The sequence below is a fragment of the Flavobacterium sp. FlaQc-48 genome, from assembly GCF_044007335.1.
GTDB lineage: Bacteria > Bacteroidota > Bacteroidia > Flavobacteriales > Flavobacteriaceae > Flavobacterium.
The window spans coordinates 308,728-323,875 of the sequence record NZ_JBIPCR010000005.1 but is presented as its reverse complement, the minus strand read 5'-3'; the positions used below and the strand labels follow the sequence as shown (position 1 = coordinate 323,875).

At 36.6% G+C, this 15,148-nt stretch carries 12 protein-coding genes; 5 read left to right on the top strand and 7 right to left on the bottom strand.

What is annotated here, in order from left to right:
- Positions 1-38 precede the first annotated feature (38 nt).
- Together ACHRWY_RS10845 and ACHRWY_RS10840 are read left to right on the top strand one after the other, a co-directional pair.
- Positions 39-770: a hypothetical protein gene (locus ACHRWY_RS10845; protein ID WP_395354491.1), complete on the top strand. Its 732-nt coding sequence runs from the start codon at positions 39-41 to the stop codon at positions 768-770.
- 75 nt (positions 771-845) lie between these two features.
- On the top strand, positions 846-2,450 hold the full coding sequence (locus ACHRWY_RS10840; protein WP_395354489.1) for a fumarate hydratase: 1,605 nt from the start codon (positions 846-848) through the stop codon (positions 2,448-2,450).
- A gap of 162 nt (positions 2,451-2,612) precedes the next feature.
- On the opposite strand, the gene ACHRWY_RS10835 is transcribed toward ACHRWY_RS10840, so the two are convergent.
- The 3 genes from ACHRWY_RS10835 to ACHRWY_RS10825 all read right to left on the bottom strand — a co-directional run bounded on the left by ACHRWY_RS10835 (position 2,613) and on the right by ACHRWY_RS10825 (position 4,787).
- A complete protein-coding gene (locus ACHRWY_RS10835; RefSeq protein WP_395354488.1) occupies positions 2,613-3,110 on the bottom strand; it encodes a PAS domain-containing protein in 498 nt (165 codons plus the stop codon).
- A 98-nt stretch (positions 3,111-3,208) separates the two neighbouring features.
- Positions 3,209-4,291, bottom strand: a complete 1,083-nt coding sequence (dinB, locus tag ACHRWY_RS10830; protein WP_395354486.1) for a DNA polymerase IV — start codon at positions 4,289-4,291, stop codon at positions 3,209-3,211.
- Positions 4,292-4,397: 106 nt separating this feature from the next.
- Positions 4,398-4,787 (bottom strand): hypothetical protein, encoded by a 390-nt coding sequence (locus ACHRWY_RS10825; protein ID WP_395354484.1) that lies wholly within the window; start codon positions 4,785-4,787, stop codon positions 4,398-4,400.
- Between the two features lie 308 nt (positions 4,788-5,095).
- On the opposite strand from ACHRWY_RS10825, the gene ACHRWY_RS10820 reads away from it, so the two are divergent.
- Positions 5,096-5,830 (top strand): metallophosphoesterase family protein, encoded by a 735-nt coding sequence (locus tag ACHRWY_RS10820; protein WP_395354483.1) that lies wholly within the window; start codon positions 5,096-5,098, stop codon positions 5,828-5,830.
- 49 nt (positions 5,831-5,879) lie between these two features.
- Entirely contained in the window at positions 5,880-6,407 is a 528-nt protein-coding gene (locus ACHRWY_RS10815) for a DUF6646 family protein (RefSeq protein WP_395354481.1), read from the top strand.
- A gap of 102 nt (positions 6,408-6,509) precedes the next feature.
- Here ACHRWY_RS10815 and ACHRWY_RS10810 read toward each other — a convergent pair whose 3' ends face one another.
- Entirely contained in the window at positions 6,510-7,397 is an 888-nt protein-coding gene (locus ACHRWY_RS10810) for an S-adenosyl-l-methionine hydroxide adenosyltransferase family protein (RefSeq protein WP_395354479.1), read from the bottom strand.
- 199 nt (positions 7,398-7,596) lie between these two features.
- On the opposite strand from ACHRWY_RS10810, the gene ACHRWY_RS10805 reads away from it, so the two are divergent.
- A complete protein-coding gene (locus ACHRWY_RS10805; RefSeq protein ID WP_395354478.1) occupies positions 7,597-10,251 on the top strand; it encodes a TonB-dependent receptor domain-containing protein in 2,655 nt (884 codons plus the stop codon).
- Positions 10,252-10,430: 179 nt separating this feature from the next.
- Here the strand turns inward: ACHRWY_RS10805 and ACHRWY_RS10800 are convergent, their stop codons facing one another.
- From ACHRWY_RS10800 to ACHRWY_RS10790, 3 genes are all read right to left on the bottom strand, one after another.
- Positions 10,431-13,211 (bottom strand): M4 family metallopeptidase, encoded by a 2,781-nt coding sequence (locus ACHRWY_RS10800; RefSeq protein WP_395354477.1) that lies wholly within the window; start codon positions 13,209-13,211, stop codon positions 10,431-10,433.
- A 370-nt stretch (positions 13,212-13,581) separates the two neighbouring features.
- Positions 13,582-14,238, bottom strand: coding sequence for a 3-oxoacid CoA-transferase subunit B (locus ACHRWY_RS10795; protein WP_395354475.1), 657 nt, complete (start codon positions 14,236-14,238; stop codon positions 13,582-13,584).
- A gap of 91 nt (positions 14,239-14,329) precedes the next feature.
- Entirely contained in the window at positions 14,330-15,031 is a 702-nt protein-coding gene (locus ACHRWY_RS10790; RefSeq protein ID WP_395354473.1) for a CoA transferase subunit A, read from the bottom strand.
- Between the last annotated feature and the right edge of the window lie 117 nt (positions 15,032-15,148).

Genomic DNA, 15,148 nt, shown 5'->3' with positions numbered 1-15,148 from the left:
AATTAGTTAAAAACAATAGGTTATACATTTTATAAATCATGAAATTACAAGCTCTTTTTATTTTATTTATTCTAATTGGTTGCCAGAAACCAAAACCGGTTTCTCAAACTCAGGCACATAAAACAATTTCAGAAAACAAGCCTAAAGCTATTGTCAATAAAGAAAACTTATCAAAAACAGATACCGTTTATGATTATACAACTGATGGAGCAACATCAAAGGAGAATTATATTTTGGCGAATCTGTTAGATCAAAAAATGGATAAGGACAGTGTAGTAACGGGAAAATACCGACTTGATTTTTATTTTAATAAAATCAAAACTGCCGATACAGAAATTACCATTAAGGGAATTCAAAAAGGATCTGAATGGAATGTTATTTACGGATTGGGCAAACAAAGCGCCAAAGGCTCTCCTTTTTTTCAAATTAGTTTTGGATATCCTGCGTGTGGTTATACGCATAACAACTACCTGTATTATTTAAAAAACAGTGACTTACAGCTTGTTCATGATTGGTATACCTTGTCTGACAGCGGTTGGGGAAGTTGGGTTGAATTCGGAAATCCTGATGAAAGCAATCCTGAATCGTTCTATTGCAAAACAGTTGCGTTTGGACCTGATGATAATGATGAGAATATGGGAACTGTTACATACTCAGACTCAATTGTCTTTCGCAGAAGCGGAAATCATTGGAAAAAGCAATTACTTTCTGCAGAAGACAAGCCTTATTTCGAAAAGAAAATGAGTTTTGATGATTTTCATAAAGAGTAACAAACACCTAAAAAACAGTTCTTATTCAAATTCTTTCTTAGGTAAATAATTTCTAACTTTGTCAAAAACAAAGCAATGATTGATTTTATATACCAAGACCCTTATCCTATTTTAAAGGATGATACACAGTACCGCAAAATTACTTCTGATTTTGTAAAAGTAGAACAATTTGGAGAACGTGAAGTTTTGACCGTTGATCCAAAAGGTTTAGAATTATTGGCCGAGGAAGCCTTAACAGATGTTTCGTTCATGTTAAGAACAACGCATTTACAAAAATTAAGAAAAATCCTTGACGATCCTGAAGCTACAGATAACGATCGTTTTGTGGCTTATAATTTACTACAAAATGCTTCTGTAGCTGCCGAAGGTCAGTTGCCAAGCTGCCAGGATACCGGAACAGCAATTGTGATGGCCAAAAAAGGCGAAAGCATCTTTACAGGTGTTGATGATGCCGAATGGCTGAGCAGGGGAATTTTTAATACGTACCAAAAACGTAATTTACGTTATTCGCAGATTGTTCCGATTTCGATGTTTGAAGAAAAAAATTCAGGATCGAATCTTCCGGCACAAATTGATATTTATGCTAAAAAAGGAACCTCTTACGAGTTTTTATTTATGGCAAAAGGTGGCGGATCTGCTAATAAAACCTACTTGTACCAGCAAACGAAATCTTTATTGAATGAAAAATCTATGGATGCTTTCGTTCGTGCAAAAATAAAGGATTTAGGAACTTCGGCTTGTCCTCCTTATCACCTTGCTTTAGTAATTGGAGGAACTTCTGCCGAAGCGAATCTAAGTGCTGTAAAAAAAGCATCGGCCGGATACTATGATCACTTGCCAACTTCAGGAAACATGTCTGGTCAGGCTTTTCGTGATATTGAATGGGAACAAAAAGTACAGCAAATTTGCCAGGAAAGTGCTATTGGCGCTCAGTTTGGCGGTAAATATTTTACACATGATGTTCGTGTCATTCGTTTGCCGCGTCACGCAGCTTCATGTCCGGTTGGATTAGGGGTTTCTTGTTCCGCTGATAGAAATATCAAAGGAAAAATTACAAAAGACGGAATCTTTGTTGAGCAATTAGAGGTCAACCCTAAACAGTTTTTACCGGAAACAGCACCACATTTAGAAGCGCCGGTCGAAATTGACCTAAACCAGCCAATGGCTGATATGCTGGCAAAATTATCACAATACCCAATTAAAACACGTTTAAAACTAAACGGAACCGTAATTGTTGCCCGTGATATTGCACATGCTAAAATCATGGAAATGCTTGAAGCAGGAAAACCAATGCCGGAATACTTTAAAAATCATCCTGTTTATTACGCCGGACCGGCAAAAACTCCGGAAGGAATGGCTTCAGGAAGTTTTGGACCAACTACTGCAGGACGTATGGATGTTTATGTTGATGAATTTCAAAAACATGGCGGCAGCATGATCATGTTAGCCAAAGGAAACCGTACCAAACAAGTTACAGATGCCTGCAGGAAATATGGCGGATTCTATTTAGGATCTATTGGCGGACCTGCAGCAATTTTAGCACAGGACAATATCCTGAAAGTTGAAGTCGTTGATTTTGAAGAATTAGGAATGGAAGCGGTTCGTAAAATTACCGTGAAAGATTTCCCGGCTTTTATCATTACTGATGATAAAGGAAATGATTTCTTTGAAAATTTATAGCTTTTAGCGATAAGTCACTCAGTTTCTGAGATACTAAGTCTTAATAAAAAAACCGCTTAAAGCGGTTTTTTTTATGCTGTAAAACTTTGTGAGGAACCTGTACTCCTTAAAAATTTTTAATTTTTTATATAAACTTTAGCTTGCTGTGCGTATAAACATTTATCAAGCACTTAAATCTCTTTCAAAGGCTATAAAATGTGTCAATTGCCCTTTTACATTAAAAACAGGGGAACTCTTGATTTTACATTTATAAGTCCGGCCGTCTTTTCTGTAATTTTCAATTGTTTTTTCAAAAGGTTTTTGCAATTTAATGGCTTCTCTGATTTCTTTCAGCACCGTTTTAGAAGTTGCGGGTCCCTGAAATATTTTTGGTGTTTTTCCCAGAATTTCCTCTTCGCCGTATCCTGTCATTTTTTTGATTCCGTTAGAAGCGAAAACTATTTTTAAATCTGCATCTGTAACCAGAACAGCTTCATTTTTTAGTCGTTCCTCAATTGCCAGGTTTTCTTCATTCCACTTAAACTGGGTCGAAATTTTATTGACTTTCTTTAAATCCGTTAATACTGCTTTTAATTCTCGTAAATATTCACAATGAAAATCCCAAGCTAAAATTGGAACTGAATTACGGTTAGAAATCTCGTCAGATTTATTAGTTTTCATTGCTAATGATTGAATGGTACTCTACTCTTTTCTCAAAGGTAGAAAGAAAATTCTTCATAAAAACAAAAAGATTGTGATTTAACCATAGTTTAGTAAAATTAGAAACTAAATTTTAATTGTACCACAACGGCCTTTTTTTCTTCTGTATTTAAATTGTTCAGTGAGATTCCGAGTAACCGGACAGAATCTTTCATTTTTTCCTGATACAATAATTCTTCTACTGTTTCGAGGATCAGGCTTTTATCCGAAATAAAATAGGGCAATGTCTTACTCCTTGTTTGTTGGGTAAAGTCACTGTATTTTATTTTAAGTGTCACTGTTTTGCCTGAGATGTTATATTTCTTTAATCGTTTTTCTAAGGAAGTTGCTATTTTATCCAACTGCTCTAACATAAAAATTTCAGAAGACAAGTTGACATCAAAAGTATGCTCTGCCGCTACTGATTTGGTAATACGATGAGATTTGACTTCACTATTATGAATTCCGCGAACCACATTGTAATAAAAAGCTCCCGATTTCCCAAAATGTTTCTCTAAAAACTCTACCGATTTACTTTTAAGATCCGTTCCCGTAAAAATACCCAATTGATACATTTTTTCTGTGGTCACTTTTCCAACGCCGTAAAACTTCCGAATGGGCAATTCTTCCAAAAAAGCTAAAACTTCATCAGGATTTACTGTTTTTTGTCCGTTTGGTTTATTGTAGTCACTGGCAATTTTTGCTACAAATTTATTGATCGAAATGCCCGCAGAAGCTGTAAGTCCAACTTCATTAAAGATTCTCATCCTAATTTCCTCTGCCAATAAACTGGCACTTGGGTTTCCTTTTTTATTTTGAGTTACATCAAGATAGGCTTCGTCAAGCGAAAGTGGCTCAACCAAATCTGTGTATTCATAAAAGATTTTATGAATCTTGCCCGAAATCTCTTTATAGCGATCAAACCTCGGACGTACAAAAATAATTTCGGGACAATATTTTTTAGCCAAAACACCACTTATAGCACTTCGAACACCAAACTTTCGTGCTTCATAACTTGCTGCCGAAACTACTCCCCTGTTCTCTGAACCACCAACTGCCACAGCTTTTCCGCGTAAAGCAGGATTATCCATTTGCTCTACCGAAGCATAAAAAGCATCCATATCAATATGGATAATTTTTCGATATACCGGCGTTTCAGACATGCTACAAATTTAAACAGTAAAGCATGAATATGAGATCAAAATAATCATAAAAAAAGCTACAGTTTAAAAACTATAGCTTTTGGATATCTTGGTAATATAAAATGATTTAAAATTCGATTCTAACCCCTATTTGGTTTGAACCTGCTATTAAAGTAGTGGTGGTTGCCGGTTGGTCAGTATCTGCTACACTACCATTATATTTTTTAGCCGCAGATCTAACCTTTTTTAGATAACCAATTTTTACAGGTATCGAGGCAAGTATAAAAGCTCCTCCAATAATGGCGGCTGTCATATTTGCTGGTTTTGATTGTGCCGATGCATAACCTGCAACCGGGTTTGAACCAGAGCCATTGTTGTAAGATACCGTTCCTGAAGCAGATGTAATATTATCGGTATTCATTGCGACGATCAGGTTTGTGGCGACAAGTCCTAAACCGCCATAAAATAAAACATTCCCCCACGTTTTTTTACTTCTTCCCGCATTGTAAAGTGCCAAAGCTTCTGTATTGCTGGCTAATAAATTTCGAACTTCTGAAGGGGCATTTTTTTTGTTTTCAGAATTGTAAACCTTTCCGCCGCTTTTATAAGTAAGTTGTTGAGAATATACTCCTGGTGCCAGTAGGAAAAAGAAAATGGTTGGCTTTTTTTCATGGTTGTTTTATTTGGTTTTTATATTCCCTTTTCACTTTTGTTCCGCCAATCTGCTACGAAACCTGATTTAACATTTCGACAAAGATTCTCAACTTATTGATCTCAAACAAATCATTTTCTTTATTTTTGTACTACTACATGAAAAAAATTAAAATGCGAACATTTGTTATAGGCGACATACACGGCGGATTACTCGCTCTTGAACAAGTGCTTAAAAAAGCAGAAGTTACTCCCCAAGATACTCTTATATTTTTAGGCGATTATGTTGATGGCTGGAGCCACTCAGCAGAAGTAATAGATTATTTAATTGACCTAAAGGTCCAACAAAACTGTATTTGCATTAGAGGAAACCACGATCAGTTAACCCTGGACTGGCTTGAAAACCGACATGAAGATTTTGATGAGGAAATGTGGTACAAACATGGCGGAAAAGCAACAGTTGAAGGCTATTCTAAACTTTCTGCCGAGAGAAAAAAAGAACATATTGCTTTTTTTGAATCGCTTCAGGATTATTATCTTGATGATGAAAACCGCCTTTTTGTTCATGCCGGTTTTACGAATCTCAATGGTGTAGTCTGGGAATATTTCCCTAAATTATTTTATTGGGACAGAACACTTTGGGAATCTGCACTTGCATTGGACCCCAACTTAAAACCAGATGATTTATTCTATCCTAAACGTTTTACGATATACAAAGAAATTTATATTGGACATACTCCCGTTACCCGAATTGGGCAAACAGTTCCCGTGAATAAAGCCTGTGTATGGAATGTGGATACCGGTGCTGCTTTTAAGGGACCGTTGACCATTATGAATATCAATACCAAGGAATTCTGGCAAAGCGATCCTTTAAATGAATTGTATTCTGATGAAAAAGGCAGGAATTAATATCTAAAAAACTAAATTTGCAATCCAATTATAATTAATATTTAAGTTTATGAAAAAGGTTATTACATTTTTGTTTTTAGTATCATTTGGCTTTACTCACGCACAACAGGCTTTTACAGGAAAAGGAGATGTGAAAGTAAACGTTGGTGCTAACTTGCAAGATGGTGGTTCAGGAATTCAGGGTTCTGTAGACTTTGGTTTAGGAGAAAATTTCTCTTTCGGATTTGTTGCTAATTATTTATTAGGCGTAGATAATTATAATGGTTTCTACCACAGTGGTACAACTCTTTACAATGATTACAAACCGGATTTTAGCGAGCGTTTTGATGCTAAAGCGAGAATTAATGCTAATTTAAGCAGCGTAATAGGAGTAAAACAATTAGATGTTTATCCTGGTTTAAGTTTAGGTTTACACAATTTTGGAGGACACGTAGGAGGTCGTTACTTTTTTACTGATGGATTTGGTGTTTTCACCGAAATTGGTTTCCCAATCGCTAAATATAGCAATAACAATGATGTATTCGATCATTTAAACAATCAGGCCACTTTTAGCTTAGGAGCCTCTTTTAATTTATAAGAACCTGCTAATTAATCATAAAAAAAAGCATTCATCTCGAGGTGAATGCTTTTTTGTTTCTACACAAAATCGAAAATCTAATTGTAACGATAAGATGCTGCATTATTTACTAAGCAGGATACTCCAATGAGCACCGCTGTAAATTTTATGCTTTTCTGAAAAACTGCCCTGGTTTACCGCCAGTGAAAAATTCAGAAGACTATTAAAATAACAAACATCTGTTCCTACAGTAACTTCTCCAAAAGTATTTACCAGCTTCAATTTTCCTTCGTATGCTATTTTTGTTCCGTTAAAAATTTGAATGCTAACGAGATCTCCTGCTTTCAAACCTAAATTAGCGAATGTTTTTTTATCAATATTCGTCCATACATTTCCATACTGAATATCTAAAATCGGAATTCCGCCTTTGATCCTTCCTTTTTCAAAAACCGGTTTTTGATAATCGATTTTTACCACTTCATTTGGTAATTTTGGTCCAACTTCTTCAAAAGTTATGGTTTTAGAAGCCAGACGAGCTCCGGTAAAGGCATATACATCACGACCGTGAAAAGTATAAGACTCGTTTGAATTCTGGCGACGGTTTTTTACCTCATCAATTTCACGAATTTCCTGAATCCCTAATTGTTCAGCGATTAAAGTTAAAGTTCCGTTATCAGGAGTTACAAAATAATGACCTGATTTTGTCAATAAAACAACTGAATGTCTAGAAGTACCAACACCCGGGTCACAAACGGATACAAACACAGTTCCTGCAGGATAATATTGTGCGGTTTGCGACAAACGATAAGCTGCTTCCCAAATATTAAAGGCCGGAATTTCGTGCGTTAAATCAAATATTTTAATATCGGTCGAAACTCCCATTGCAACCCCTTTCATAGCAGATACTGCCCCATCTTTCAAACCAAAATCTGATTGAAAAACTAATACATTATTTTGTGCAAAACCATTAAATGCAATCGCACACAAAAAAAGTAATATTCGTAATTTCATTTTTTCTATTTTTAAATTTTCAGCAAAGATATTTCATTAAACTTAAAAATTGGCACGACTAACTAAGAAATAATAGCATTTTATAAATCAATTTTAGTTTTTTACAATTACATTTGCATTTTATTCATTAGCCTATGTAAATACTAGGCTTTTATGTTTTTTGAATATTTATTACATCCTATACAAACCAAACTTATCCATGAGAAAAAAACTAAAAATCGCCATAACTGCAATTCTTACTTTATCGGGTACTTTGTCTTTTGCACAAAGCCGCGAGATAAAAGGAACAATTACAGGTGAAAACGGAAACCCAATAGAATTTGCTACTATTCTGGTTAAAGGAACTCAAATTAATGCTTCAAGTGATGCTTTAGGGAAATTTACAATAAACTCATCTATAGATAACCCAACACTTATTGTTTCATTATTTGGTTATCAAAAGAAAGAAGTGGTTGCAAAAGATCACTTTGTAGACATTCAGCTTATTGCGGAGAACAACAGTCTGGATGAAATTGTAGTTGTAGGGAGCAGAAATCCCAACAAAAGCAAATTAGAAACTGCTGTTCCTGTTGATGTTGTAAATCTGGCAAAAATCAGAAATACTACTCCGCAGACTACTACAAACGACATCTTAACGTATTTGATTCCGTCTTTTAATTCAAACCGTCAATCTTCTGCAGATGGTACAGAGCATATCGACCCGGCTTCATTGAGAGGTTTGGGACCTGATCAGGTTTTGGTCCTGATTAATGGAAAAAGAAGGCACACTTCTTCATTAGTAAATTATCAAAATACCGTTGGAAACGGTTCTGTGGGTACAGATTTAAGTGCTATTCCGGCTTCGGCAATTAAACGAATTGAAGTTTTGCGTGATGGGGCAGCCGCTCAATACGGTTCTGATGCGATTGCGGGTGTAATCAATTTGGTTTTAAAAGACAACGCAGGTTTAGAAGTAAATGCAACGTATGGTTCAACGTCAAGAAATGATGGGCAAACTACAAACGTGAACTTAAATTATGGAGCAAAAATTGGCAACAAAGGCGGTTTTATCAATCTTTCGGCTGAATTTAATAACCGTGAAAAAACAAATCGTTCTCAAAACAATAACCTGATTATTTTTGATCAGTCGGCTGAAGGTAATTTCTTTGCCTATGATTTTGCTGATAATCCTGCTCAATCCCGTCAGATTGATGATAATTTATTGGCTCAAAACGGATTAAAACGTGATGATTTTAATTTTCAGATTGGTGATGCCCGGATTCAAAATCTTCAGGGATTCTTTAATGCATCGATTCCGCTAAACGACCAGATCGAGTTTTATGCCTCTGGCGGAGTAAGTCACAGAGAAGGAACTGGTTATGGTTTCAGACGTTTACCAAGCGAAACTGAGAATGTCGTCGCCTCTATTTTTCCTTTCGGATTTCAGCCTGAATTAAATTCTGTCGTAACAGATCTTTCTTCTTCGGTTGGTTTTAAATTTAAATTTGGAGACTGGAAACTGGACCTGAGCAATACGATTGGAGAGAATAAATTTGTTTACGAGGTTTCGAATACCAATAACGTTTCATTAGGCGATAATAGCCCCACTGATTTTAAGGCAGGAAATCATTCTTTCCTTCAAAATACTGTAAATGCAGATATTACAAGATTGTATAACGATATTTTTAATGGTTTGAATGTTGCTTTTGGAGGTGAATATCGTTTTGAAAAATACAAAATTGTTCCGGGCGAAGAAGCTTCTTATGTCGATGGCGGAGCACAATCGTTTCCTGGATTTTCGCCTTTGAATGCAGTAAACGAAAATAGAAATAGTGTTGGTGTTTATGCCGATGTTGAAGCTGATGTTACAGATAAATTATTGATTGGAATTGCTGGCCGTTACGAGGATTTTACCGATTTTGGAAATACCATTAACGGAAAATTATCTGCTAGATACAAGATTCTGGATAACCTTTTTGTTCGTGGAGCAATTAGTTCCGGGTTTAGGGCACCTTCATTGCACCAACAATACTTCAACAACATTGCAACAGATGTTGTGGACGGACAAATCCTGAATTCGGGAATTTTTAGAAATGACAGTGATGTAGCCAGACAACTTGGCATTCCGAAATTAAAAGAAGAAACGTCCAGAAACTACAGTTTTGGAGTTGTTTTTTCTCCAACAAAAAAATTACACATTACAGCCGATTACTACCATATTAGAATTGACAACAGAATTATCTTAACCGGAAACTTAGGAAATGATGCATACGGAGATCCTGTTCCCGCGCTTCGTGATTTGTTTGCCCAATACGGCGTGCAAACCGGGCGTTTTTTTACAAATGCGATCAACACTACAACCAACGGGCTTGATGTTGTAATTGATTATGATCTAAATGTTGGCCCGGGGAAAATGAATCTTTCATTATTATACAATTACAATGACAACAAGGTTGATGATCAATTGAATACTATTCCTGCTTTATTTGCAGGTCAGGAAGATGTATATTACGGGCCTCAGGAAAGAAGTCTGATCGAAACCAATACTCCCAAACACAAAGGTACTTTTGCTATTAATTATAATTTAACCAAATGGAATTTCTTGTTGAGAAATACCTATTTTGGAGAAGTAATTCGTGATGGATTTCCTTTTGGAGGAATTCAGAAACACAACGGAAAAGTGGTTACAGATTTGACTGTTGCATACAAGATCACTCCAAAAATTCAGGTTGCTTTAGGGGCAAACAACTTATTTGATATTTTTCCGGACAGACAAATTTACGAAAACAGCTACTATGGCGTATTTAAATATGCACCGGTACAAATGGGAACAACCGGAGCTTATTACTTTGGCCGTATGAGTTTTACCTTGTAAGTCATTTAACCGCAAATTTTACTGCTTTTTTAATCCGGCAAAGTCCCACAGTTTTAAATATCATATTAAAAAAATTCTCTTTATGCCTCTGCTGCTTTGCGGGATCATAACTTTAAAAAAACCTCATAAAAAAGCCTCGCAAATTGCGAGGCTTTTCGTTTTACTAATTCAAATGGAGTTTATTTCTTCGCGAATTTCTTAACGATTCTCTTATCGCCTTTATTCAGTTCAATGATATAAATTCCAGTATTTAAAGCGCTTACATTGATAGGATTTCCGGAAAATTCTCCCGTACTTATTTGTTGTCCCAATGTATTTACGATTCTAAAGGTATATCCTGTATTGTTTGCAAAAGAAACATTCAGTTCCTCTGCAACCGGATTTGGATATAAGGCAAAACCTGACGTTTCGGTCGTTTCAACTAATCCTGCGATTTCTTCGTTAGCAATTGCTCCTGAAGCCGTTATGTTAATTGAATAATCTTCAACTTGTCCGTAAGAGAATGCCTCACAGGAAGTTGGAGTTCCGTTGTATTTCATAGAAATCCTAAGTCTTGTGGTACCAAGAGTTGCCGTTGCCGGAATTGTAATTGTTCCTGTTGCAGTAGTTGCGGTTGATGTTGCTTTTGTAAAAACAGTTTCACCGGAATCTGCAAAATCACCATCCTGGTTGTAATCTATAAAAACAGCATATCCTTCACTATAAACAGAAGAAGTCCAACTTGGAGTAATGGTTATCGTATACGCCGTTCCTCTTGTTGCGTTGGTAGAAATAGCAGTATAATTTTCATAGCCCGTTGTTCCGGTTGATGTATTATTGATGGTTCCCAATACCACTTTACCAATTCTTTCGTCTGCGGCGCTATTGCCCTGAGAAGTACAATAAGCCACCGTAGCCGCAGTGGTCGTAACATTTACGGCATTACTGGCAGCTGAAAGGTTTCCGGCAGCATCTTTAGCTTTTACAGTAAAAGTATAAGCTGTCAGAGCTGTTAAACCAGTTACAGTATAACTTGTAGTTGTAGACGAGCCTTTTAATGTTGTGCCCTGATAAATATTATATCCTGTAACGGCCACATTATCTGTCGAAGCTGTCCATGCTAAATTGGTTGTTGTACCTGTAGTTCCCGAAGCAGCAAGAGCAGTTGGTGCCGATGGAGCCACAGTATCAGTCGATCCCACATAAGCCGCTCCGACACCCACTGCATAAAAAGCATTGGTTGTAGCAATAACTTCAGCAGAACCGGCCCCATACAAATCTATTGCAGATTGTATTCCTGAAGTTCTGGCATTGGCATAAGTCGAATTTGCTGTTAAATAGACGCTTTCTAAACGATACGCAATTTTTGCTGCCTTATCAATCGTGATACCCGTTACGTTATATACGCTTCCAATATCATTTGTCCCCGATTTACCAACAGATAAAATATAAAACCAGTGATTCAACACTCCTGAATTGGTATGAACACCACATTGATCATTACTACTGGTTGGCGTACAATTTACGTTTACCCAATATGTTCCTCCGTAAGTATCCGGTTGTCCTTCGGAGTTTGGGTCACTCATAGAGCGTAAAGCCAGATGGCCACTTCTTCTTTCAATATCTTCACCAACCAGCCAGGTCGATTTTGTTGGCGCTGCACGATATTCAATACAAGCTCCCCAAATATCAGAGAAGGCCTCATTCATCGCTCCCGATTCTTTTTGATACGCCAGATTTGCAGTATAGGTACAAACGGCGTGACCTATTTCGTGTCCGGCAACATCCATTGCGGTTAAGATATCAAATCCTCCCGTTCCGGTTCCGTCACCGTAAGTCATAACACTTCCGTTCCAGAATGCGTTATTATTGTTTGGATATCCTGCCGCTACTAAATTATAATGCACATAGCTTTTGATTTTTGCTCCTGCATTATCATAACTGTTTCTTCCGTGTACAGCCGACCAGTAATCATAAGTCATTTCAGCACCCCAATGCGCGTCTAACGCACCATTGTCTTTATTAGTGTTGTTATATTCAGCAGCTGTCCAGTTGTTATCTGCGTCTGTAAAATTGGTTGTTGGATAAGTGGCTGTTCTCGCAGAATTATACGTTTGAATTCCATTTCCACGTGTTACATCAGATAAAATATAGGAAGATCCGCTTAAACTTGTCTGAATCGTCTGGGTGCCGCTATAACGTGTTGCTGCGTTTGCCGCAACGATTGCGATTTTTGAAGTTGTGCTACTCTCTTCATTTTTAGCTGTAGCCGGGATTAATCTTCCGTGGCTATTTTCTCCGACATGTTTTATAGTGGCATTATAAAACAAGGCTTCTCCGGTTTGGGCATCGATATAAAGATCACCTCTGCTCAACGGATTGGTGGCATAAATATCAAATTTATAGGCCAATCGCACTTTATCGGATTTTCTGTTTTCTCCCTGTTCTTGCATATCGGGCAATAAAACCAATTCGCCGTTTGGTTTTTCATAATCCATTGCAGCAGCATCTTCAGGGGTTTCCCATAAATACTGTTTTGCTCCTGTGTAAGCAATTGCTTTAGCAAAAGCAGCCTGACTGGATAGTTTTGGGGCTGTTTTAACATTCTCAAGAGCATAAAATTCTCCGTTCATAGAAACTAATTTTCCTTGTCTGGAATGTAATGTATAATTGGCAAATTCTACTTTAATGCCCTGTTCATACAATTGAAATTTTTCGTGTGTAAAACCTTCTTTATCAGATTCTGTCCTGATCTTGGCAAAAGACTGATTGTCTTTTAAACCCAATTGTTCTTTAAAAACAATGTTGTAGTCTGTTTCTTTGTAAGTAGACTTATCACTAAAAGTGATTAAACTTGGTTGTCCATTTTCTGATACACTCTTCTGACTTACCCGCTTGTCTGTATTTTGGGCAAATCCTGCAACCGAAAATGTAAGAATAACAACGGCTGACGCCATGCTTTTTGGTAATTTTCTTTCCATAATAATGTGGTATTTAAGTTTGGTTAAAGGATTACAAAACGGAATATTTAATGTAAGTAAATACTCTATTTTGAGATAAAAGTATTTCATTTATGTTAGATAATCGATGAAATATGCCGTTAATCGATGAAATACAACATTTTTTACTTTAAATTCACTTTTATTTAACAAACTGTGAGGATTTTACAAAAAAAGGCCACAAAAATTAATTATAATACTGATAAACAATATATTATACTGCGAAAAACTGCCGAGATGCCAATTTTACTGGGCATAAGCTTTTACCACTACCCTTAAATTATTCTTACAAAAAAAGGCCGGCCTTTTTAAAAGCCGGCCTTTGTAGGTTTTTCAAATAAAGAAAAGTTATTTAGCCAAGGTCCATTTCGGGAATATCGCCTTCTATAATTAAATCAGCTTCTGTTGAAGCAATAATATGCGCGACAGAAACACCTGGCGCTCTTTCTAAGAGCTTAAAACCTCTTTCTGTCACTTCGAGAACTGCTAGTTCAGTTACCACCTTTTTAACACAGCCTACGCCTGTTAACGGTAAAGTACATTTTTTAAGGATTTTTGATTCTCCAGCTTTGTTTACATGCATCATGGCCACAATAATATTTTCGGCGGAAGCCACCAAATCCATTGCGCCTCCCATTCCTTTTACCATTTTACCGGGAATCTTCCAATTGGCAATATCTCCGTTTTCAGAAACTTCCATCGCACCTAAAATTGTCAAATCTACTTTTTGGCTGCGAATCATTCCAAAACTAAAAGCCGAGTCAAAGAAACTCGCTCCGGGTAATGTTGTAATGGTTTGTTTTCCTGCATTGATAATATCAGCATCTTCTTCTCCTGCAAAAGGAAAAGGCCCCATTCCTAAAACTCCGTTTTCACTTTGAAATTCCACCGCAATATCTTCTCTGACGTAATTTGCAACCAAAGTCGGAATTCCAATTCCCAGGTTGACAAAATATCTGTCTTTTACTTCTTTTGCAATTCGTTTTGCAATATCTTCTTTTGTTAACATAAATTCAATGTGTCAATTTGGAAATTAGACAATTCGATAATGCGCTACTTTGGCCATTTCATTATTATCTAATTATCACATTTCTAATTATCTAATTTCTTTGTCTCACTGTTCGCTGCTCGATTCTTTTCTCAAATTTCTCTCCCTGAAAGATGCGTTGCACCATAATTCCCGGAATGTGAATCTGATTGGGATCTAAGCTCCCAACAGGAACAAGTTCTTCTACTTCAGCGATAGTGATTTTTGCACCTCCTGCCATACAGGCATTAAAGTTTCGGGCGGTTCCTTTAAAAATTAAATTTCCGGCTTCATCCCCTTTCCAGGCTTTTACGATGGCAAAATCGGCTTTAAAAGCTTGCTCCATGATGTGCATTTTACCGTTGAATTCCCGAACTTCTTTTCCTTCGGCAACCTCTGTTCCGTAACCTGCAGGTGTAAAGAAAGCCGGAATCCCAGCCTGGGCTGCGCGACAACGTTCTGCTAAAGTACCTTGCGGAGTCAATTCTACTTCAAGCTCTCCTGAAAGCATCTGACGTTCGAATTCGGCATTTTCACCAACATAAGACGAAATCATTTTTTTGATTTGTTTTTTCTGCAAAAGCAAACCTAAACCAAAGTCATCAACTCCTGCATTGTTTGAAATACAGGTTAAGTCAGCAATAGGAGTATTTACTAATGCTGCAATCGTATTTTCGGGAATTCCGCATAACCCAAAACCTCCAAACATAATAGTCATTCCGCCTTCGATTCCTTCGATTGCTTCCTGAACGTTATTTACTTTTTTTGTTATCATAACAAATTGTCTTTATTACTGTATAATTTTGATAAAAATAAGATTTTTAGATTAAATTATATCGATTTCGTAAAAAATAAAATCGCACTTATAATTCACAATCTATTCCAAAACTTG